Origin of the sequence: Streptomyces sp. NPDC006711 (assembly GCF_042869775.1) — a bacterium.
Taxonomy (GTDB): Bacteria; Actinomycetota; Actinomycetes; order Streptomycetales; family Streptomycetaceae; genus Streptomyces.
Window position 1 is genome coordinate 174,747 of the sequence record NZ_JBIAGO010000010.1, and the last position, 20,610, is coordinate 195,356.

Consider the following 20,610-nt stretch of genomic DNA (forward strand, 5'->3'; position numbering starts at 1 on the left):
TTGTGCCACCCGCCCCCCTCCTGCCGGGCTGGACCGTGCGCCGGCGGGGGCTGCGGACCGGAGCGCCTACGGCCGGTCCGTCATCGACTCCAGGGCCTGCCGGGTCCCGGGCCCGTAGACGCCGGCGGGGTCGTCCGTGATGCCCAGGTACGACTGGAAGTCCCGCACCGCACGCTCCGTGCGCGAGCCGAAACCGCCGTCGGCGCTGCCGGTGTAGAGGCCCAACTGGGCCAGCCGCTCCTGGAGTTCGAGCACCCCGGGCCCGCTGTCGCCCCTGCGCAGCGTCTGCCCCGGCGGGGGCGGCGCGAGCGGCTTGCCCTGCGGGGTGCGGGAGTCCGGCCCGGATGCGGAGGCCGACGGCGCGGGCGCGGACTTCGACGGACTCGGCGCGGCGGCCCTGGAGGCGGAGGCGGAGGCGGACGCGGAGGGGGACAGCGGGGCCGAGGCGGATGCGGACGCGGAATGGCTCGGGGCGGGTCTTCTGGTGTGCGTGGCGGTGGCCGAGGGCGTCGCGGAGTCGGCGCCGGCGCCGCTGTAGGGGACACCGGTGTCCACGGCGTCCGGCAACGCCTGCTTCGGTGTCGCGTCACTCGCGAACAGCGTGCTGGCGAATGCCGCCGCGGCGATGACGACGGCGGTGGCGACGCCGATGGTCAGCGCGGTGAGCCTGCGGCGCGGGGTGGTGGCCGGGCGGCCGGGGATGCGGCGCGCGGGGTACGACCCCGGGCCCGCGCCGCCCTGCGGGTCGAGACGGCCCGGGCTGACCTCGTATGCGCCGCCCTGCGGGTCGGGGCGACCCGGGCTGACCTCGTAAGCGCCGATCACCCCCGGGCCGACGCCATACGGGTTTCCGTCCGGGCCGGCCTCACCCGGGCCGGCCTCACCCGGGCCGGCCTCACCCGGGCCGGCCTCACCCGGGCCGGCCTCACCCGGGCCGGCCTTGTACAGGCCGCCCTGCGGGTCGGGGCCACGCGAACCGACCTCGTACGCGCCGCTCACGTCCGGGCCGACGCCGTACGGGTCCCGACCCGGGCCAGCTGCACCCGGGCCGGTGCCATACGGGTCCCGCCCCGGGCCGCCCACCCCCGGGCCGACGCCCTGCGAGCCGCCTTCACGTAGGGCGGCCCCACCCGGGCCCGCGCCATCCCGGCAAACGCCACCCCGGCCCTCGCCATCCCGGCAAACGCCCCCCGGGCACGCGCCACCCAGGCACTCGCCCCCCGGGCAAACACCCCCCGGATCGCCCCCCGGCGCGTTCGGCGCGTTCGGCGCGTTCGGCAGCGTTACGTACGGGCGGATGCGCAGCGGGTCGAAGTCCTCCGCTGCCGCGGTCTCGGCCGAGCGGTCGGCGCGTGGCGGCCGGGCGGCGCGTTCGGCGCAGGCGCAGCCGGGTCTTCCGTCCTCCCCGCGTTCCGCGGGTTCCGCGCCGCACGCGGGACAGCCCTGTCCGGTCATCGTCGGTCCCCTCCCCTTGGACTGCGAGCGATTATGCCGGGCGGCCCGCGGGAACCCGGGGGTGCGTGGCCCGCCCCGGCAGGCCATTTCCGTACATTCCGATCAAGATGGTGTGTGCGAGTCGGAGCACCCCCCGGGACGCGGACCAGACGCGGACCGAACGGATCGGACGCAGACCAAACGGATGGGACGTGGCCATGGCTCAGGGAACCGCCTCCGCCACCGTCGCCCCCGGTACGGGGCACGAGCGGCGGACCGTGCTGGTCGCCATCGGCGCGCTGCTGCTCGGCATGCTGCTCGCCGCACTCGACCAGACCATCGTGTCGACCGCGCTGCCGACCATCGTCAGCGACCTCGGCGGGATGGAGCACCTGTCGTGGGTCGTGACCGCGTACATGCTGGCCTCCACCGCCGCCACTCCGCTGTGGGGCAAGCTCGGCGACCAGTACGGCCGCAAGAAGCTGTTCCAGGCGGCGATCGTCATCTTCCTCATCGGCTCCGCGCTGTGCGGCGTGGCGCAGAACATGGGGCAGCTCATCGGCTTCCGGGCGCTCCAGGGCCTGGGCGGCGGCGGTCTGATGGTGCTGTCGATGGCGATCGTCGGCGACCTCGTCTCGCCGCGTGAGCGCGGCAAGTACCAGGGCCTGTTCGGCGCGGTCTTCGGCGCGACCAGCGTCCTGGGCCCGCTGCTCGGCGGGTTCTTCACCGAACAGCTCAGCTGGCGCTGGGTGTTCTACATCAACCTGCCCATCGGCGTGGTCGCGCTCCTGGTCATCGCCGCCGTGCTGCACATCCCCGCGCGCGGCACCCGGCACACCATCGACTACCTGGGCACCTTCCTCATCGCCTCCGTCGCGACCTGCCTGGTCCTCGTCGCCTCGCTCGGCGGCACCACCTGGCCGTGGGCCTCGGCGCAGATCATCGGACTCGCGGTGCTCGGCGTCGTGCTGCTCGTGGCGTTCGTCGCGGTGGAGCGGCGGGCCGTCGAGCCGGTCCTGCCGCTGAAGCTGTTCCGCATCCGCACGTTCACCCTGGTCGCCCTCATCAGCTTCATCGTGGGCTTCGCCATGTTCGGCGCGATGACCTACCTGCCGACGTTCCTCCAGGTCGTCCAGGGCATCTCGCCCACCATGTCCGGGGTGCACATGCTGCCGATGGTCCTCGGCATGCTGCTGACCTCCACGGCGTCCGGCCAGATCGTGTCGCGTACGGGGCGGTGGAAGGCGTTCCCCATCGCGGGCACGGCGGTCACCACGGTCGGCCTGCTGCTCCTGCACCGGCTCACCGAGACGAGCTCCACCTGGGAGATGAGCGTCTACTTCTTCGTCTTCGGCGCGGGCCTCGGCCTCGTGATGCAGGTCCTCGTCCTGGTCGTGCAGAACGCGGTCGACTACGCGGACCTCGGCGTCGCGACCTCGGGCGCCACGTTCTTCCGCTCCATCGGCGCCTCGTTCGGGGTTGCCATCTTCGGCACGATCTTCACCAACCGGCTCACCGGCAAGCTCTCCGACGCGCTGGCCGGACAGCAGCTCCCGCCGGGCGTCGGCCCGGGCACGATCGCGGCCGACCCGCACACCATCGCCCGCATCCCCCCGGCGGCGCGCGGGCCCGTCCTGCACGCGTACTCCTCCTCCATCACGGACGTCTTCCTGTACGCGGCCCCGGTCGTCCTGCTCGCCTTCGTGACCGCGTGGTTCCTCAAGGAGGACAAGCTGCGGGGCGCGGTCACCGCGCCCGACACCAGCCAGACCCTCGCCTCCAACCCGGTGGAACGGTCCTCCTACGACGAGTGCGCGCGGGCCCTTTCGGTGCTCGGCACCCGCGAGGGCCGACGCGAGATCTACGTGACGATCACCAAGAAGGCCGATCTCGATCTGCTCCCGGCGGCGAGCTGGCTGCTCCTGCGCATCCACAAGTACGGATCCGCCGAACCCGGGATGCTCGCCGAGCGCAGCCCCGTGCCGCTGCATGTGATCACGGAGGCGGCGCGCCAGGTCGAGGAGCGCGGGCTCGCCCGGCGCGAGGGCATGCCGATGGTCCTGACGGACGAGGGCCGCCGGATCGCCATGCGGCTCTCGACGGCGCGCGAGGAGTCCCTGGCCGAGCTCCTTGGCGACTGGTGGGGCCCCCACCGCCCCACCGACCTGGTGAAGCTGGTGCGGGAGCTCTGCTCGGAGCTCTCGGGCTCGGACGAGGAACAGCCGAACTCGCCCGTGGCCCGCCAGGACCTCAGGACGCGCGGACGCGGTGAGGCGTAGGGGGGCTCGGGCCGCCTGCCCGTTACAGCTCCTTGGCGAACCAGCGCTCGCGGTAGGGCCCCTCGCCGTACGGGGCCACCTCCCGGTAGCCGTGTTTGGCGTACAGGCCCCGCGCCTCCACCAGATCGTGCCGGGTGTCGAGGGCGATCCGGCGCGCGCCCAGGCAACGGGCCGCGTCCTCCAGGGCGCTCAGGAGCGCACAGCCGCCCCCGGTTCCGCGCGCGAAGGGGCGCACGTAGATCCGGGTGAGTTCGGCGGTCGCCGGGGACGTCCCGTCGATCACGGGGGCCGGCGAGCAGAGCAGCACACCCCCGCACGCGGCGGGCCGCCCCTCGTACCGTCCGACCACGAAGTGGCCGGTGGGCAGCGCCAGTTGGCCGGCGCCGTCGTCGGTGAGGCCCTGCTCGATCTCGGCATCGGTGGCGGGCCGGCCGTACCACCGGCTCGCCACCTCGTCGTAGTAGTCGCGGCGCAGCAGGCTCGCGTCGGGGGTGTCGGGCCGCTCGGCGGTCATGATCCAACTCATGGACGCCTGCCTATCCCGAGGGCCCGGGCGCCGGCCACCGAATTTCGGCGGACGGTCTGGCTCAGGCTACGAGCGGTCTGGCTCAGGATTTCTACGGGCGGCCCGGCTCAGGCTTTGGGGGCCGCCTGCTGGACGACCTCGAAGGACCACAGCGTGGACCCGGACGCCGCCGGCTTGGGCCGCTCGCCGCCCTCGCCCTGGCCGCCGTGCGCGCCCGCGCCCCGCATCGAGGTGGCCATCCAGTTCTGGAAGTCCTCCTCGCTGCGCCAGCGGGTGTAGACGAGGTACTGGTCGGTGCCCTCCATCGGGCGCAGCAGCTCGAACCACTCGAACCCGTCGGAGTTCTCCACCGACCCCGCACGCGAGGCGAACCGCTTCTCCAGCACCTCGCGCTGGTCGTCCGGCACGGTCAGTACGTTGATCTTTACGACGCTTGGCACGTGACACCTCTCGTCAGAAGACGCCAGGGTGGCGCCTTCGCCTTGTCCATCGCGATCAGTGTGCTACACAGCTTTCTCGCGCGCGGCAAGGGGCGGCGCGGCGGTACGGGAGGTCGCGTTGACAGGGGTCGAAGCCGAGGGATTCACCGGGCACGCCCACGCGATACGGGAACTGGCCGTCCGCTGGCTGCCGCAGCTCGGCGACGGGCACGGCGGCGGGCAGGGCGTGGGGCGCGAGGGTGTCGCCGGTGACTTCGTGAGTTCGCCGGCCGGGCTGTGGCTGGCGCTCGGCGCGGTCGCGGCAGGGGCGCGCGCCGAGACCGCCGACGAACTGCGCGCGCTGCTCGGCGTGGCCGGGGACGAGGCCGCCGACGCGGTCACCGCGGCCACCCGTGACCTGCGGGCCACCGACGCGCTCGCCGTGGCGACCCGCGCATGGGCCACCGCGCCGCTGAACCGCGCCTACCGAGACGCGCTCCCGGGCCTCGCCCTCGGCGGCGTCCCGGATCAGGCGGAGGCCGACACGTGGGTGCGGGAGGTGACCGGCGGGCTCATCGCGAACCTGCCCGTCACACTCGACCCGGGCTCTGCGCTCACCATCGTCAACGTCCTTGCCTTGAAGGCGCGTTGGGAGCATCCGTTCCACGAGTGGGACACGCGTCCGGAACCGTTCACCGATGCCCAGGGCGTCGAGCACGAGGTGGCGACCATGCACGGCGCCGTCGACCCGGCGGACGCGTGGCGGGCGCCGGGCGGTGTACGCGTCGTCGAACTGCGCACCGCGGGCGCCGCCGGTGCCAGGGTGCGGTTCCTGCTCGGCCCGCCCGGCGCCGGCCCCGGCGAGGTGCTGCCTGCCGCCTGGGCCGAGGAGCGCGCCGCCGTCCGCGCCGACGAGGTACGCCTTGCGCTGCCCCGGCTGACGCTGCGCACCCGCGTCAACGTGACGCGCCAACTGCCCGCCCTGGGCGTGGAGTTCGCGACGGACGAAGTGCTGGCCGACTTCTCCGGGATGTCACCGGAGCCGCTGTATGTCGGTCAGGTGGTGCAGGAGGCCGTTCTCGCCGTCGCCGAGGAGGGCGTCGAGGCCGCCGCCGTGACGGTGGCGACCATGGACTGGATGAGCGGCGAGGAGGAGCCCGTCCGCGTCGAGACGATCGCCTTCGACCGTCCCTTCGGGATCGTGGTCCTCGACGCCTTCGGTGAGGTTCCCCTCTTCACCGCCTGGCAGTCCGCCGTGCCCGTGTCCGACGCGCCGTGAGCGCGCCCGCGCAGGCGAGCACCACCAGGACGGCCCCCACCGTCAGGAGCCAGACGGGTACGCCGCCCACCGTCATCAACTGCTCGGTGTACCAGGCCCGTTGGAAGCCCGCGTCGCCGGGTGCCCGGCGGATGTCGTGGTCGGCGGTGATCTCGGCGGGCCGGGGAAAGTACTGGGTCAGGGCCGTCACGTACACCGACGGCGCGTGGTCCGTCAGGTCGCCCAGCGCGCCGCCGGGGTCCGTGACCCGGCCCGCGAACAGCGTCCGGGGCTCCTCGCCCCCGATGGCGGACGCGGTCTCCATCCGGTGCGCGCCCAGCACGTACAGGTTCAGCGTCTGCGGATTCTTCGCGAGGCGCGAGAGCCGCATCGGGTAGACCGGGCTGTCACTGGCGAAGGTCAGACTCAGCGGATCGAGCGGGCCCCCAAGGGTCTGGCCGGCCTGATCGGGGGCGAGCCGGATCGCCACGTACTCCCACTTCCGCGCGACGTACGGCTTCAGTTCGGTGGCGAGGGCGGGCGGCAGCTGGAAGCCGTTGTCCGCCAGCCAGTTCCGCAGCGCGGTGGGATCGGACGCGGTGAGGCGGGCCACGTCGAACGGGCCGAGGCGCTGCCTGCCGACCACCTCCACGGGTGGCTTCGCCGCCGCACCCGGCGCGCCGTCCCCCACGCCGCGGTCCTTGGCGAACGGCCAGTCGCCGTCCCTCGGCCAGAAGTGGGAGCGCGTGCGGTGCACGGGCGCGGCGATCTGCTCCAGCTCGTCGAAGAGGTGCCGGTCGCCCAGTTTCACCGTCGCCCGGCTCGGCACCGGCATGATCCACGCGGCGCGCGGCGCGTTGCCGTCGACCGTGAGGCGCATGACGATCTGCTCGCTGTGCCCGTCCCAGCGGACCGCCGACGTCTCCTGGCGCACGCTCAGCCGGCTCCCGTTCTGCGGCACCATCGCCCCGCAGCCGCAGGCGTACGCGGGCGCCATCAGCGAGCCCAGTTGCAGCGCCACCAGCGCGAGCGCCACCACAAGGGCCCGCCGCCACAGTCGTTCAGCGTGCCGCATCCCCATGCCTCCCCGTGTGCTCGTTCCGGCAGCCGGCAGCCGGCGGCCCGTACGGCCGGTCGCCGGGAGCTACGACGATGTCGCGGTGCCTTCGGTTCCGTCCAGGCGCGGTCCAGGGGGTTCGCGGGGAGTCAGCCGGTGGCGCCGCCTGCGGCCAGCATCGCGATGTGGTGGGGCACGGGGATGTTCCCGGGCAGGGCGGGGTCCGGCTCGGGGGCGGCGAAGTGCGTCCTGAGCGGTATCACCCCGGCCCACAGGCGGAGCTGTCCGTCGGGCCCTTCCGCGTCGTCGGGCGGTCCCGACGCCACCTTGACCGATGCTTCGTCGAGCGAGAGGGCGAGCAGTGAAGTGGCCGCGAGTTCCCTGGAGTTGGGGGAGCGGGCGTACTCCCACTGGCCCGGCGCGCAGTGCTCGGTCAGGACCTTGAGTCCGTGCAGCAGCTCGTCGCCGTCGGTGATGAGCCGGGGCACGGCGTAGATCATCGCGCTGCGGTAGTTGACCCCGTGCTCGAAGACCGACCGGGCCAGCACCAGCCCGTCGACGTGCGTGACGGTCACGCACACCGTGGCCCCCGGCGCCCGCACCACGCTGCGGCTCGCGACCGATCCGTGCGTGAACAGCGTCCGGGTCGCGAAGTCCACGCCGTACACCGTCGGCACCACCATGGGGACGCCGTCCACGAGGACCCCGAGGTGGCAGACGAAGCCGGCTCCGAGGATCGCGTCGAGCTCGGCGACCCGGGTACTGCCCTGCTCCCGCAGCCGCCGGTGCCGGGTCCGCTCGGTGACGGCGAGCCGCGCGCCGCCCGGCTCGGAGCCACCCGGCTCGGCCGCGTCCTGCCGGGCCGGGGTGTCCGGCTCCGCCGGGGCTTGGCGGCGGTGCGGGTACTGATCCGGTCGCTGTACGTCCATGGTCCTGCCGATTCCGTCGCGAGAGGGTGCCGAGGCAACTGTTTCAGCGGGACGGCCGGCCGACAAGAGGTCGCCGCTCCCTCACGCGCGGGCCCCCTCACGCGCGGGCGTGTTCGCGCAGGACCGCCGCGATGTACTCCTCAAGGCGTCGCCCGACGAGGTCGTCGGTGAGGTCGGCGCGGCCGAGGGCGCGCCAGGGCACGGCGACCTCCTCGGCGTACGGGGCGAAGGCGAGGGCGTCGAGGAGCCGCCAGTACAGACGGTCGTCCGGGTCGGGCGAGAGCCGGCCGCCCGCCGCCGTGTACCGGCCGGCGAAGCCGAGGCCGGCCGGGACGCCGTGCAGCAGCGCGAGATTGGTCGAGCAGTGGGCCACGTCGAGATCGGCCGGACCCCAGGAGGTCTCGACCCAGTCGACCACGCCGCTCACGCGCGTCTGGGCTCCGGCGCCGGTGAACAGGACGTTGCCGGGGTGGAAGTCGCGGTGCAGGAACACCGGCCGGTGCGCCGGGGGTTGACGCCGGATCACTTCGACGGCGCGCTCCCAGACCTCGGGTCTGCGGGTGGCCTCGGGCACCTCCACCTCGTCCGGGTCGGTCCAGGCCTCGTAGTCGCGCGGCCGGTCCGCCGCGCCGGCCTCGACGCGGTGGATGGCGAGGAGCTGGCGGGCCAGGAGCGGCGCGCGCTCGGGGGCGCCGGCGTCGTCGAGGCGTACCTCGCCCGGGAGCAGCGACATCAGCAGCGAGGGGTGGTCGCAGTGGGTGCCGTCCGGGTCGACGGCGATCAGCTCGGCGGCGGGGACCGGGGTGCCCGCGAGCAGGGTCAGGACGGCGGCCTCGCGCCCGAGCAGCCCGGGGGCGTGGCGGACGTAGAACTCCTTGACGAAGGAGCGCAGAACGACCGAGCGCGGCCGCTCTCCGCGCACGTCAAGGCGCCGCATCTCGGAGCTCCACCCGCCGCGCAGCGCGACCGCCCTCTCGACGGTCGCGCCCCCGCCGAGGCTCCTCTGCACCCACAGCCGGGTCGCGTCCCAGTCTTTCCCCGTGCCGACCGAATCGATCACGGAGCGAGCGTAACGAGCCGGACGCGTCGCCCGGAAGGGCACCGGAAGAGGACCGGAAGGGGAGGAGACAGGGGCCGGGGCGTGGGGGCGGATCCTGTCTCCTGGTTCGAGGGGGTGCGCGGCCGGGGCGGTCAACCGCGGGTGACGGGGAGGCCCTTGATGCCGTTCAGCCAGGCCGAGCGGAGGCGGCGGGGGGCGCCGGTGAGGCGGAGGTCGGGCAGGGTGTCCGCGATGGCGTTGAAGATCAGGTCGATTTCGAGGACCGCGAGGGACTTGCCCAGGCAGAAGTGCGGGCCTCCGCCGCCGAAGCCGAGGTGGGGGTTGGGGTCGCGGGTGATGTCGAAGCGCTCGGGGTCCTCGAAGACGTCGGGGTCGTTGTTGGCGGAGGAGTAGAAGAGGCCGACGCGGTCGCCCGCCTTGATCTGCTGGCCGGAAAGCTCGGTGTCCCGGGTCGCCGTGCGCTGGAAGGCGACGACCGGGGTCGCCCAGCGCACGATCTCCTCGGCGGCGGTGGCGGGGCGCCGGCGTTTGTAGAGTTCCCACTGGTCGGGGTGGGTCAAGAACGCGTGCATGCCGTGGCTGATCGCGTTGCGGGTCGTCTCGTTGCCGGCCACCGCGAGCAGGATGACGAAGAAGCCGAACTCGTCGGAGAGCAGGTTGCCCTCGCCCTCCGCCGCCACCAGTTGCGACACGATGTCCTTGGCCGGGCACTCCTTGCGGGCGGCGGCGAGGTTCATCGCGTACGAGACCAGCTCCATCGCCGCCTCGGCGCCGATCTCCTCGGTGATGGCGTACTCGGGGTCGTCGTACGCCGCCATCTTGTTGGACCAGTCGAAGATCTTGGTCCGGTCCTCCTGGGGGACGCCGATGAGCTCGGCGATGGCCTGGAGGGGGAGCTCGACGGCGATGCGGGTGACGAAGTCGAAGGAGCCGTCCCTCTTGTCGGCTTCCGACAGCGCCGCGTCCACGATGGAGCGGGCGCGCTCGCGCAGGGCGCCCTCCAGGGAGCGGATCGCGCGCGGGGTGAAGCCGCGCTGGACGATCTGGCGGACCCGGGTGTGCTCGGGCGGGTCCATGTTCAGCATGATCAGTTTCTGGACGTCGATCTGCTCGCGGCTGATCGACTCGTTGAAGCGGATCACCGCCGTGTTGGTGGTGGAGGAGAACAACTCCGGGTGCGTGGAGACGTACCGGACGTCGGCGTGCCGCGTCACCGCCCAGTAGCCGTCGTCCTGGAAGCCGGCGACGCCGGCCGGCTGGGCGCACCACCACACCGGCGCCGTCTGCCGCAGCTCGGCGAACTCCGGGTGAGGCACGCGGGATTGGAGCAGGTCGGGGTCGGTGAAGTCGAACCCCTCGGGCAGGTGGGGGCAACGCATCGGCCGCTCCAGATCTGACGGTCATGACTGACGATGACTGACGGTCCATCAGAAGGTGTCCGGAAAGGTAGTAACGGGTTCTACAACAAGCAAGGCTCGCGGCAGGATCTGTCGCACACCGAACTGCCCACCGGAGTCGTGCGCAACCCTTGCGTACCGGGGGTAGCTCTCATAAGACTGCACTCAGAACTAGAACGCGTATCAGTTCGTGGCCGTGCGGTGCCGGGACACCCAGCGGCTGTGTCGGGAGAGGACGAGCTCATGGCCGCGGAACCTGTCATCGTCGAAGCCGTACGCACGCCCATCGGCAAGCGCGGAGGCGCGCTCGCCAATCTGCACCCCGCCTACCTGCTCGGCGAGACCTACCGCGAACTCCTCGGCCGCACCGGCATCCACGCCGACTGCGTCGAGCAGATCGTCGGCGGTACGGTCACGCACGCCGGCGAGCAGTCCATGAACCCCGCGCGCACCGCCTGGCTCGCGGTGGGGCTGCCGTACGAGACCGCAGCGACCACCGTGGACTGCCAGTGCGGGTCCTCGCAGCAGGCCAGCCACATGGTCGCGAACATGATCGCGGCGGGGGTCATCGACGTCGGCATCAGCTGCGGGGTGGAGGCGATGTCGCGGGTGCCGCTCGGCTCCGGCTCCAAGCACGGGCCGGGCAAGCCCTGGCCCGACGAGTGGAACGTGGACCTTCCCAACCAGTTCGAGGCGGCGGAGCGGATCGCCCGCAAGCGGGGGCTGAGCCGGGAGCGGGTCGACGCGCTCGGGCTCCTGTCGCAGGAGCGGGCGGCGGCGGCGTGGGGCGAGGAGCGCTTCAAGCGGGAGACGTATCCCGTGCAGGTGCCCACGACGGAGGATGAGCAGGCGGCCGGGCAGGGCATGTGGCGGCTCGTGGACCGCGACGAGGGGCTGCGCGACACGTCCATGGAGGCGCTGGGGCGGCTCAAGCCGGTCATGCCCACGGCGGTGCACACGGCGGGCAACTCCTCGCAGATCTCCGACGGTTCGGCCGCGATCATGTGGGCGTCCAAGCGGATGGCCCGCGCGCTCAAGCTCAGGCCCCGGGCGCGGATCGTGGCGCAGGCGCTGGTCGGGGCGGATCCGCACTTCCATCTCGACGGGCCGATCGACGCGACGCGGGCGGTGCTGGGGAAGGCGGGGATGTCGTTGCGGGACATCGACCTCGTCGAGATCAACGAGGCGTTCGCTTCGGTGGTGTTGAGCTGGGCGCAGGTCTTCGAGCAGGACCTGGAGAAGGTGAACGTGAACGGGGGTGCGATCGCGCTGGGGCATCCCGTGGGGGCGACCGGGGCGCGGCTCATCGTGACCGCGCTGCACGAACTGGAGCGGCGGGACGCGGAGTTCGCGCTGGTCACGATGTGTGCGGGTGGGGCGTTGGCCTCGGCCACGATCATCCAACGCCTGGGCTGAACCGTGCGGGATGCCCCGCCCCCGCCAGCCCCCGTTCGCGCTGAACGCGCTCGTCCTCAAACGCCGGACGGGCTGGGGTTGCCGGTGCGGGCCAGCATCGACCCTGCCAGGGGGCGCGGGGAACTGCGCGAGGAGCGACCGGGGTCCGCAGCCGAGCTCCCTGGGGCTCCGCCCCAGACCCCGATCGCGCCTAAAGGGCGCTCGTCCTCAATCGCCGGACGGGCTGACCATGCATGTGCGGGCCAGCACGGACCCTGCCAGGGGTGCAGGGATGCGCGCGGGCCGGCACCAGCCCTGCCAGGGGCGCGGGGAACTGCGCGCTCAGCCACGCACGGTCCGCAGCCGGGGCCCCTGGGGCTCCGCCCCAGACCCGTCCTCAATCGCCGGACGGGCTGAGGTTGCCGGTGTGGGCCAGCACGCACCCTGCCCGGGGCGTGGGGGGGGGATGGTGGGGGTAGCCCTACCTCGGGGTGGGTTTGGGGGAACCCGGGGGGCGGGGGGTGGTCGGATGGGGCCCCGGGGCCGGGCTGGTTACGGTCGGGGCATGAACAGCACACGCCTTCGCGTAGCCGCCGTAACCACCGTGCTCGCAGGGGCCGTTGGGGCATACGCCCCGGCCGCCCAGGCCCACCCCACCCCCCAGCGGGGCGACCTCCTGTCCGTGGAGGCCGTAGCCACCCGCACCCCCACCCAGGTCTCCGACTTCCTGAAGGCGGCGGGCATCGAGGGCGCCGACGTCCACCACGGCGTACGCGGATACCGGCTCACCTACCGCACCATCACCCCGCAGGGCACCCGCACCACCGCCACCGGCCTGCTCGTGCTGCCCGACGACGGGCGCCACACCCCGCTCGACCTCGTCGCCGACACCCACGGGACCATGGTCGACCGGGACTACGCGCCCTCCGCGAGCGAGGACGACGGACGGCTCTCGCCCTATCTGCACGCCGCGGCCGGCCGGGCCGTCGCCGCGCCGGACTACCTGGGCCTCGGCGAGGGGCCCGGCCGGCATCCGTACATGGACACCGCCTCCGCCGTGTCCGCCTCGCTCGACATGCTGCGCGCCACCCGCACCGCCGCGCGCGAGCTGGGTCGCCCGCTGACCGGGGACGTGTACGGGACCGGGTTCTCGCAGGGCGGCCAGGTCGCCATGGCGCTCGGCCGGGCGCTGGGCCAGGGTGACGACGCCCACTTCCGGCTGAAGGCACTCGCGCCGGTGTCCGGACCGTACGACATCGAGGGGCAGGAGATGCCCGCGCTCTTCGACGGACGGGTCAACGACACCAGCGGGGTGCTGTACATGGCGTACTGGCTCACCGCGCAGAACCGGCTGCACCCCATCTACACCGACCCGGCCAAGGTCTTCCGCGCGCCGTACGCCGGTGTCGTCGACGGCCTCTTCGACAGCCGCCACACCACCGAGGACGTGCTCGCGGCCCTGCCCGGCACGGTCAAGGACATGCTCACGCCGGAGTTCTACGCGAGCCTCCAGCACCCCAGGGGCCCGCTGCTGGACGCCATGCGCGTCAACGACCACAGCTGCGACTGGAAGCCCGACGTGCCGGTCCGGCTCTACACCGCGAGCGGCGACACCGACGTACCGATGGGCAACACGCTCAGCTGCGCGCGGCAGTTGGCCGCACACGGCAAGAAGGCCCCGGTGACCGACCAGGGAGCGGTCGGCCACGACGGGGCCTTCATGAAGTCGGCGCCGGCGATCGTGCGGCTCTTCGACTCCGTTGCCGGCAGGGCTTAGTACCAGCTGTTCTGCTGCCAGAAGTTCCACGCGCCACACGGGCTGCCGTAGCGCTCGTTCATGTAGTTCAGGCCCCACTTGATCTGGGTGGCCGGGTTGGACTTCCAGTCGGCACCGGCGGAGGCCATCTTCGAACCGGGCAGGGCCTGGACCAGGCCGTAGGCGCCGGAGGAGGAGTTGGTGGCGGACGGGTTCCAGCCGGACTCGTGGTTCACGATCTTGCTGAAGCACTGGAACTGCCCGGCCGGCATCATCTTCTGCGCGATCGCCTGGGCGCTCGACGGTGCGGCCTGGGCCGGGACGGCGGCCATGGCGACACCGGCGGCGGCGAGCACAGTGGCGCCGGCGGCGGCGATGGACTTCTTACGAGCGGTGAAACGGGCGGCGAAAGACAACACGAAACCTAACTTCGGGGACATGGTCGTCGCGCTCAGCCGGACGTCTCGAGGACTTCGACGGCGGGGGAACCCGTAAGGAGTCGGCCCGGTGAGCGGACCGGGCGGTTCCGGCGACTCGAACAGTTGTAGCTGGCCCCGGGGGGCGGCCGCAACGACCCCGGTTACTAGTGGGAGTCGCACCCGGGGCGCAACGCCCCCCACCGTGCGAGGGAGGGGAAAGGCCAGCTCAGGGCGGGTATCGGGGGGCCTTTGGATCATGGCGTGGGCCCACTAAGTCCGCTCGTAGAGGACCAAGGCCCTGTGGGGGGCCTCACCCTCACGGGACCCTTATGAGCCCTCGAATGTGACCTGGGCCTCGAAGGCGGCGCGCCGCGTGGCCCGCCTCAGCGCCTTGAGGACCGTCGTGCCGAGCGCCACCGTCAGGACCACGGTGAGCGCGGCCCGGCCCAGGTCCCAGCCGAGCGAGGTGGCCGCGCAGTACGCGAAAAAGCGCAGCAGGTTGTCCTGGAGCGCGGCACCGGGGTGGAAGGAGATGCCCGATGACATGCCGCCGATGAACGTCCAGCCCTGGAGGTTCATGACCGTGCCGTACGCGAACGAGGCGAGCGCGCCGTACAGGGCGAGCAGCGCGATCTCGGCGCGGCCGCGCAGCCGGTGCGGGCCGGGGAGCAGGCCCGCGCCCATCGTGAACCAGCCCATCGCCAGCATCTGGAACGGCATCCACGGGCCGACCCCGCCGGTCAGCAGGGCCGAGGCGAACATCGTCACCGAGCCGAGGACGAAGCCGAAGCCCGGGCCGAGCACCCGGCCGCTCAGCACCATCAGGAAGAACATCGGCTCCAGACCGGCCGTGCCCGCGCCGAGCGGGCGCAGCGCCGCGCCCACGGCGGCGAGCACCCCGAGCATCGCCACCGCCTTGGCGTCCAGGCCGCCGTCGGCGATGGTGGCGACCACCACACCCACCAGGAGCGGGAGCAGCGCGGCGAAGAGCCAGGGGGTGTCCCGCGCGTGCGCGAGCCCGGCGCCCGCGTCGGCGAGCAGGGGCCAGCCGAAGGCGGCGACGCCGATGAGGGTGATGAGGCAGAGGGCCACGACCGCGCGCGGGCCGAGGCGGACGGGGCGGGCGGCGCGGGCGGACGCGGTCGCGCCGGTGGCGCGAGGCCGCCGCGCGGGCCCTGTGACGCGGGTCATGCCAGCGCCTCGCGTACCTGCGGGACGGTCAGCCAGTGCTGCGGGGCGAGGATCTTGGCGACCTGGGGGGCGAAGGCGGGCGAGGAGAGGACCACCTCGGCGGTCGGGCCGTCCGCGACGACCTCACCGCCCGCGAGGATCACGACCCGGTGGGCGAGTTCGGCCGCCAGCTCCACGTCATGGGTGGCCAGGACGATGGCGTGCCCCTCGGCGGCGAGCGCGCGCAGCACCGTGACCAGGCGGCCCTTCGCCGCGTAGTCGAGGCCCCGGGTCGGCTCGTCCAGGAGGAGCAGGGGCGGCCGGCCGGTCAGCACGAGTGCGAGGGCCAGGGCCAGGCGCTGGCCCTCGGACAGGTCGCGGGGGTGGGTGTCGTCGGCCACGCCGGGAAGCAGCTCGCGGACCAGGTCCCGGCAGCTTCCCGGGGCGGCCCCCGCGTCCTCGTCGGCGGCGGCGCACTCCGCGGCCACCGTGTTGGCGTACAGCAGGTCGCGCGGCTCCTGCGGTACGAGGCCGACCTCGCGGATCAGGTCGCGCGGCGGGGTGCGGTGGGGGGTGCGGCCGCCCACGGTGACCGATCCCGAGGTGGGCTCGATCATGCCGATGAGGGTGTTGAGCAGGGTGGACTTGCCCGCGCCGTTGCGTCCCATCAGGGCGATGGTCTCGCCAGGGGCGACGGTGAGGTCCACCTGGCGCAGGGCCTCCACGCGGGCGCGGCGCACGGCGAGCGCGGTGACGGTGGCCACGGCGGTCCGGGCAGCGGTGTGCGGGGGCCGCCGGAACAGCGTGGCCAGGGTCCGCCTCGGCGCGGCGGGGGCGGGCCGCCCGGCGCCGCCCGGGAGGGGGGCCGCTCCCGATGCGTGCGGCAGTGGGGGTCGCCCGCCGGGGGTGTGGGCGGACAGCCGCTCGCGCAGGGGGGCGGCCAGGCGGCGGGCGTCCCGCACCGACAGGGGGAGCGGGGACCAGCGAGCCAGTTGGCCGAGGGCCACCACCGGCGGGTGGACCGGGGAGATCTTCATGATGTCGCCGGGTGCGCCCATGACCGGCGGGGCGCCGGGGGCGGGGAGCAGGATGACCTGGTCGGCGTACTGGACCACCCGTTCCAGGCGGTGCTCGGCCAGCAGGACCGTCGTGCCCAGGTCGTGCACAAGGCGTTGCAGGACCGCCAGGACATCCTCGGCCGCCGCAGGGTCGAGCGCCGACGTCGGCTCGTCGAGGACCAGGACCTTCGGGTGCGGCGTGAGCACCGAGCCGATCGCGACGCGCTGCTGCTGGCCGCCCGAGAGCGTGGCGATCGGGCGGTCGCGCAGCTCCGCGAGGCCCAGCAGGTCAAGGGTCTCCTCCACCCGGCGGCGCATCACGGCGGGAGCCAGGCCCAACGACTCCATTCCGTAGGCCAGTTCGTCCTCGACGGTGTCGGTGACGAAGTGCGCCAGCGGATCCTGGCCCACCGTGCCGACCACGTCGGCGAGTTCGCGCGGCTTGTGGGTGCGGGTGTCGCGGCCGTCCACGGTGACCCGGCCGCGCAGGGTGCCGCCGGTGAAGTGCGGGACGAGGCCGCAGACGGTACCGAGCAGGGTCGACTTGCCGACCCCGGACGGTCCGACGAGGAGCACCAACTCCCCTTCGGGGACGGTCAGTTCGACCCCTTGGACGGTCGGCTGCGCGGCGGAGTCGTAGGTGACCGACACGTTCTCGAACCGGATCACGTGGACTCCTTGGGAGGTACGGGTGCGACGAAGGCGGGGAGCAGGCCGGCGAGCAGGGACAGCGCGGGCCACAGCGGCAGGCCCGGCGCGGTCAGCGGGACGACGCCGACGGTCAGGGCCTCGGAGGCGTACGTACCCGCCCAGAGCGTCAGCGCGGCGACGGCGACGCCCGATCCGGCCACGAGCAGGGAGCGTGCGCCCCAGCGGTCGGGGCGGTAGCGGGTGCGGATCTGGCGGCGGCCGCCCAAGCGCAGTCCGGCGAGGCAGGCCAGCAGTCCGGCGACCAGGACCGGGACGCCGTAGGTGGCGCCCTGTGAACCGAGCAGCCCGTACGTACCGACGCACACGCCGAGCAGGCCGCCCAGGGTCAGGGCGGTGGTGGTGTGGCGTACGGGGACGGGGACCTCGGCGCTGCGGCCGTAGCCACGGGCGTCCATGGAGGCGGCGACGGCGACGGAGCGTTCCAGGGCGCCTTCGAGCACGGGCAGGCCGATCTGGGCGATCGCCTTGATGCCGCCGGTGGGGCGGCCGCGCAGTCTGCGCGCGGTCCGCAGGCGTACGACGTCGGCGACCATGTTCGGCGCGAACGTCATCGCGACGACGACCGCGACGCCGGCCTCGTACAGGGCGCCGGGCAGTGACTTGAGGAGGCGGGCGGGGTTGGCGAGGGCGTTCGCCGCGCCGACGCAGATCAGCAGAGTGGCCAGGCGTACGCCGTCGTACAGGGCGAAGAGCATGCCCTCGGCGGTGACCCGGCCGCCGACGCGGATGCCCTTAGCCCAGGCGGGGAGCGGGAGTTCGGGCAGCGTGAACAGGGTGTGGCTGCCGGGGACCGGCGAGCCGAGGACCAGGTTGAAGGCGAGGCGTACGCCGACGACGAACAGGCCGATCTTGAGGAACGCGGTGTAGGAGCGGGCCCAGGGGGCGTCGGTCTTGCGGGCGGCCACGACGTAGCCGGCGACGCCGACGAGGAGGCCGAGCAGGAGGGGGTTGTTCGTGCGGGACGCGGCGGTGGCGAGACCGAGCGCCCAGAGCCACCAGGCGCCGGGGTGCACGGCGTTGCTCCGGGACGCGGAGGGCGGGGCGAGCCCCAGGGCCGGGACCTTGGGTACGCGTCGGGGCCCGGCCGGGGTGGTCAGGGGCCGCGTCCTGGCCGGGGTGGTCGAGGGCCGGGTCCCGGCCGGGGTGGTCAGCGGCCGGGTCCCGGGCGGGCCCTCGTCGCCGCCTGCCCCGTGGGGCGCGCTCACCGTCGGCGCCTGCGACTGGTCGTCCGAGGCCGGCGGGGGGACGGCGGGATGGGGGAGGCCCGGGGGGTTGGGGGGCATGCCGCGTCAGTTCCCGCGGCGGCGGCGGGACTGCCAGATCGCCGCGCCCGCCAGGGCCACGACCGCGGCCGCGCCGGTGAGCAGGCCGACCGAGGGGCCGCCGCCGGCGTTGTCCTTCGCGGCGGGTTTTGGCGCGGGGGCCGTGTCGCCCACCTGCTCGCCGCAGCCCGCGCGCGGGTAGCCGTTGATCGCGCACAGCAGGGCCGCGCTGTTGTAGCGCAGCGGCTTGGCGACGGCCGCGAGCGCGTCCGCCGTGGTGGCGTCCGGGGCGACCTGGGCGCAGGCGGTGCGCGGCGCGGGCGGGGTCTCGCCCCGCGCGGCGTCCTGCGGCGTACCGAAGTCGATGACGAGCGCGACCCGCTTGGTGTTGTCCTTGGTCGGCGTCGAGCCGCACACCGCCTCGAAGGACGGCGCGGAACGCGGCTTGGTGGCGTCCTGGGAGTCCGCGCTCACCGCGAAGCGGAAACCCTCCACCGCGCCGTCGCCGGGGTGCGCGGACGCCGGGCCCTGGGTGGCGTACGTCCAGGCGTCGCCCGCCAGGTCCCAGTAGGACCAGTACCGGTACCCGGCGGCCTGAGCCTGGCCCGTGCCGGCGGTCAGCGCCACCAGCGTGAGGAGCAGCGCGGCCAGGGAAGCGAGTCGCGTACGCATCAGAGTCGCTGGTTCTTCTTGCGGCCGCTGATCAGGAAGCCGACGCCGATGCCGGCGAGCAGGCCGACGCCCACGATCCACCAGATGGAGATGCCGTCGTCCTTCTTCTCGTCGTCCTTCTTCTTGGTCTCGTCGGCCGGGGCCGAGGAGGACGCGGCCGCCTTGGGCGCGGGGCCGGTGGCGTTGAGGGCCTTGACGAGGTCGGTGCCGCCGAAGTTCTTCGGGTCGGCGCCGGCCGCGTCGGCGGCGAAGACGAGCTGGGCGTAGGCGGCCGGGCCGTTGTCCTTGGCCCAGGCGGTGGCGTTCTTGGCGAGCCAGTCGGCGGACTTCTTGGCCTGGTCGGGCAGGCCGGCGGCGGCGAGGGCGACGACCGCGTCGGCGGTGTTGCCGTAGTCGGGCTGGTCGGTGGCGCCCGGCATCGCGGACTTCAGGAATCCGGTGGGTGCCAGCGTCCTGGCGAGGTAGGCGGCGCCGTTGTGCGCGCCCTGCTCGGGGGTGGCGGCCTTCTCGCAGGCGGCGCCCTTGGTGTCGGCGGCGCCGGCGGTGGCGGCGAGGCCCTTGCCGAGCGAGCCGGTCACGGCTGCGGCGGTCGCGTCGGCGTTGGCGTACAGCTTCTGCGTCTTGGGGTCGGGCTGGAAGGCGAAGGCGCCCGCGCCGGTGGGGTCGTCGCAGGGCAGCGCGAAGGTGAGCAGCGCGTCGAAGGGGGACTTGCCGCCCTTGGCGGACTTCACGTCGGCGGGCTTCTCGCCGGCGGCGGCGAGGGCGCCGATCACGATCGCGGTGGAGTTGGCGTCGCTGCCGCCCATGCCGGGCGTGTACGGCCAGCCACCGTCGTCCTGCTGCACGGACTTCAGCCAGGTGACGCTCTTCTTGACGGCGTCGGTGTGGCCGCCGACCGCGACGAGTGCCTGCACGGCGGCGGAGGTGGCGTTGGTGTCCAGCTTGGCCGGGTCGCACGCCTTGGCGGGGTCGGCGCGGAAGGACATGAAGGAGCCGTCGGCGCACTGCTGCCCGGCGAGCCAGGCGATGGCCTGGTCGGCGGGGGTGACGGCGGCCTTCTCCTGGGCCAGGAAGGCGAGTGACTGCCGGAAGACCCCGTCGAACTGGGGGTCCTTCGTGCCGTACAGGCCCGGCGGGATCGCGGCGGGGGGCGGCGTGCCGTCGGCGAAGGCGGCCGGGGCGGCTGCGCCGATGGCGGCGGTGGCTGCGGCGAATGCTGCGGCGACTGCTGTGGCGCGGCGGCGTACGGTCATGGCGGGCGGTGCCTCTCCTGCGGGGGAGCACGGGCACGGGCGCACGCTGCACCCGGCTCCGGCTCCGTGTACCTCGACGGTGCGGGTCACCTGCGGTGTGCGGGTGACGGTGAGCCGGTCATGCGGTGACGGGGCATTCCGGCCTGCCCCCGGTGGGGGTGGTTCACGGAGCCGAGAGCCCTGGGGAAGGGGCGGCGCCGGGGTCGCGCCGGGTTCCCCCCGTACGGGCATGACGACGACGCGTCCACCTTACCGGTGGGGTTCAGTAGCGGGGGTTCAGGGGCCCGGGCCCCTGACCGAAACCCGGCCCGCTCACGGCTGCGGGCCGTGGGTGGCTGGTCGCGCAGTTCCCCGCGCCCCTGAGTATCCGGTGCTGGCCGGCGCGGGCATCCTCGGCCTGTCGCCGTGCCCGTGGCGGGGTCCGTGCTGGCCCGCACAGGCAACCTCAGCGTGTCTCCGCGCCCCTGGCGGGGGCCGTGCTGGCCCGCATACGCATACCCCAGCCCGTCCGGCGTTTGAGGACGAGCGCCCTTTAGGCGCGCGCGGGGTCTGGGG

The 20,610-nt window shown here is 73.6% G+C and carries 17 protein-coding genes; 4 read left to right on the top strand and 13 right to left on the bottom strand.

Going from position 1 to position 20,610, the window contains the following annotated elements:
- Positions 1-66: 66 nt before the first annotated feature.
- Complete coding sequence (locus tag ACFYM2_RS21560; protein ID WP_388838294.1) at positions 67-999, bottom strand: peptidoglycan-binding protein; 933 nt, start codon at positions 997-999, stop codon at positions 67-69.
- Between the two features lie 653 nt (positions 1,000-1,652).
- Here ACFYM2_RS21560 and ACFYM2_RS21565 point away from each other — a divergent pair.
- Entirely contained in the window at positions 1,653-3,713 is a 2,061-nt protein-coding gene (locus ACFYM2_RS21565; protein WP_388457964.1) for a DHA2 family efflux MFS transporter permease subunit, read from the top strand.
- A 22-nt stretch (positions 3,714-3,735) separates the two neighbouring features.
- Here the strand turns inward: ACFYM2_RS21565 and ACFYM2_RS21570 are convergent, their stop codons facing one another.
- Both ACFYM2_RS21570 and ACFYM2_RS21575 read right to left on the bottom strand, forming a co-directional pair.
- The gene (locus ACFYM2_RS21570; protein WP_388457962.1) at positions 3,736-4,239 is read right to left on the bottom strand and encodes a GNAT family N-acetyltransferase; all 504 of its coding nucleotides are present in this window, start codon (positions 4,237-4,239) and stop codon (positions 3,736-3,738) included.
- A gap of 107 nt (positions 4,240-4,346) precedes the next feature.
- Entirely contained in the window at positions 4,347-4,679 is a 333-nt protein-coding gene (locus tag ACFYM2_RS21575; protein ID WP_350230058.1) for an antibiotic biosynthesis monooxygenase, read from the bottom strand.
- Between the two features lie 118 nt (positions 4,680-4,797).
- Here ACFYM2_RS21575 and ACFYM2_RS21580 point away from each other — a divergent pair, with 118 nt between their 5' ends.
- On the top strand, positions 4,798-5,937 hold the full coding sequence (locus ACFYM2_RS21580) for a serpin family protein (RefSeq protein WP_388838299.1): 1,140 nt from the start codon (positions 4,798-4,800) through the stop codon (positions 5,935-5,937).
- Here the strand turns inward: ACFYM2_RS21580 and ACFYM2_RS21585 are convergent.
- The 4 genes from ACFYM2_RS21585 to ACFYM2_RS21600 all read right to left on the bottom strand — a co-directional run bounded on the left by ACFYM2_RS21585 (position 5,894) and on the right by ACFYM2_RS21600 (position 10,341).
- A complete protein-coding gene (locus tag ACFYM2_RS21585) occupies positions 5,894-6,991 on the bottom strand; it encodes a DUF2330 domain-containing protein (protein WP_388838302.1) in 1,098 nt (365 codons plus the stop codon). The two genes, ACFYM2_RS21580 and ACFYM2_RS21585, sit on opposite strands and share 44 nt — an antisense overlap.
- Positions 6,992-7,122: 131 nt before the next feature.
- On the bottom strand, positions 7,123-7,902 hold the full coding sequence (locus ACFYM2_RS21590; protein WP_388838305.1) for a pyridoxamine 5'-phosphate oxidase family protein: 780 nt from the start codon (positions 7,900-7,902) through the stop codon (positions 7,123-7,125).
- A gap of 97 nt (positions 7,903-7,999) precedes the next feature.
- Complete coding sequence (locus ACFYM2_RS21595) at positions 8,000-8,962, bottom strand: phosphotransferase family protein (RefSeq protein ID WP_388838308.1); 963 nt, start codon at positions 8,960-8,962, stop codon at positions 8,000-8,002.
- A gap of 131 nt (positions 8,963-9,093) precedes the next feature.
- Positions 9,094-10,341 carry a cytochrome P450 gene (locus tag ACFYM2_RS21600; RefSeq protein ID WP_359005999.1) on the bottom strand — a complete coding sequence of 416 codons (1,248 nt, stop codon included), beginning with the start codon at positions 10,339-10,341 and terminating at the stop codon, positions 9,094-9,096.
- A 261-nt stretch (positions 10,342-10,602) separates the two neighbouring features.
- Between ACFYM2_RS21600 and ACFYM2_RS21605 the strand changes: the two genes are divergently transcribed.
- Positions 10,603-11,775 (top strand): steroid 3-ketoacyl-CoA thiolase, encoded by a 1,173-nt coding sequence (locus ACFYM2_RS21605; protein ID WP_388838311.1) that lies wholly within the window; start codon positions 10,603-10,605, stop codon positions 11,773-11,775.
- A 544-nt stretch (positions 11,776-12,319) separates the two neighbouring features.
- Positions 12,320-13,531, top strand: a complete 1,212-nt coding sequence (locus ACFYM2_RS21610) for an alpha/beta hydrolase (protein WP_388838314.1) — start codon at positions 12,320-12,322, stop codon at positions 13,529-13,531.
- Here the strand turns inward: ACFYM2_RS21610 and ACFYM2_RS21615 are convergent.
- The 6 genes from ACFYM2_RS21615 to ACFYM2_RS21640 form a co-directional block, all read right to left on the bottom strand.
- Positions 13,528-13,950, bottom strand: coding sequence for a transglycosylase SLT domain-containing protein (locus tag ACFYM2_RS21615; RefSeq protein WP_359006007.1), 423 nt, complete (start codon positions 13,948-13,950; stop codon positions 13,528-13,530). The two genes, ACFYM2_RS21610 and ACFYM2_RS21615, sit on opposite strands and share 4 nt — an antisense overlap.
- A 306-nt stretch (positions 13,951-14,256) precedes the next feature.
- Entirely contained in the window at positions 14,257-15,120 is an 864-nt protein-coding gene (locus ACFYM2_RS21620) for an ECF transporter S component (protein ID WP_359006010.1), read from the bottom strand.
- Entirely contained in the window at positions 15,117-16,826 is a 1,710-nt protein-coding gene (locus ACFYM2_RS21625; RefSeq protein ID WP_388838317.1) for an ABC transporter ATP-binding protein, read from the bottom strand. Before ACFYM2_RS21625 ends, ACFYM2_RS21620 begins: the two co-directional genes overlap by 4 nt.
- Positions 16,823-17,965 (bottom strand): energy-coupling factor transporter transmembrane component T, encoded by a 1,143-nt coding sequence (locus ACFYM2_RS21630; protein ID WP_388838386.1) that lies wholly within the window; start codon positions 17,963-17,965, stop codon positions 16,823-16,825. The genes ACFYM2_RS21625 and ACFYM2_RS21630 overlap by 4 nt, the downstream gene beginning before the upstream one ends.
- Positions 17,966-18,157: 192 nt before the next feature.
- Positions 18,158-18,802, bottom strand: a complete 645-nt coding sequence (locus ACFYM2_RS21635) for an SCO2322 family protein (RefSeq protein ID WP_388838320.1) — start codon at positions 18,800-18,802, stop codon at positions 18,158-18,160.
- Positions 18,802-20,055 (bottom strand): prenyltransferase/squalene oxidase repeat-containing protein, encoded by a 1,254-nt coding sequence (locus ACFYM2_RS21640; RefSeq protein WP_388838322.1) that lies wholly within the window; start codon positions 20,053-20,055, stop codon positions 18,802-18,804. The genes ACFYM2_RS21635 and ACFYM2_RS21640 overlap by 1 nt, the downstream gene beginning before the upstream one ends.
- Positions 20,056-20,610: the final 555 nt, after the last annotated feature.

What these genes read in the sequence shown, in the direction of transcription:
- ACFYM2_RS21565 (WP_388457964.1), top strand. Translation starts at nt 1,653, where the DNA reads ATGGCTCAGGGAACCGCCTCCGCCACCGTCGCCCCCGGTACGGGGCAC.
- ACFYM2_RS21570 (WP_388457962.1), bottom strand. Translation starts at nt 4,239, where the DNA reads ATGAGTTGGATCATGACCGCCGAGCGGCCCGACACCCCCGACGCGAGC.
- ACFYM2_RS21585 (WP_388838302.1), bottom strand. Translation starts at nt 6,991, where the DNA reads ATGCGGCACGCTGAACGACTGTGGCGGCGGGCCCTTGTGGTGGCGCTC.
- ACFYM2_RS21590 (WP_388838305.1), bottom strand. Translation starts at nt 7,902, where the DNA reads ATGGACGTACAGCGACCGGATCAGTACCCGCACCGCCGCCAAGCCCCG.
- ACFYM2_RS21600 (WP_359005999.1), bottom strand. Translation starts at nt 10,341, where the DNA reads ATGCGTTGCCCCCACCTGCCCGAGGGGTTCGACTTCACCGACCCCGAC.
- ACFYM2_RS21605 (WP_388838311.1), top strand. Translation starts at nt 10,603, where the DNA reads ATGGCCGCGGAACCTGTCATCGTCGAAGCCGTACGCACGCCCATCGGC.
- ACFYM2_RS21610 (WP_388838314.1), top strand. Translation starts at nt 12,320, where the DNA reads ATGAACAGCACACGCCTTCGCGTAGCCGCCGTAACCACCGTGCTCGCA.
- ACFYM2_RS21615 (WP_359006007.1), bottom strand. Translation starts at nt 13,950, where the DNA reads ATGTCCCCGAAGTTAGGTTTCGTGTTGTCTTTCGCCGCCCGTTTCACC.
- ACFYM2_RS21620 (WP_359006010.1), bottom strand. Translation starts at nt 15,120, where the DNA reads ATGACCCGCGTCACAGGGCCCGCGCGGCGGCCTCGCGCCACCGGCGCG.
- ACFYM2_RS21635 (WP_388838320.1), bottom strand. Translation starts at nt 18,802, where the DNA reads ATGCGTACGCGACTCGCTTCCCTGGCCGCGCTGCTCCTCACGCTGGTG.
- ACFYM2_RS21640 (WP_388838322.1), bottom strand. Translation starts at nt 20,055, where the DNA reads ATGACCGTACGCCGCCGCGCCACAGCAGTCGCCGCAGCATTCGCCGCA.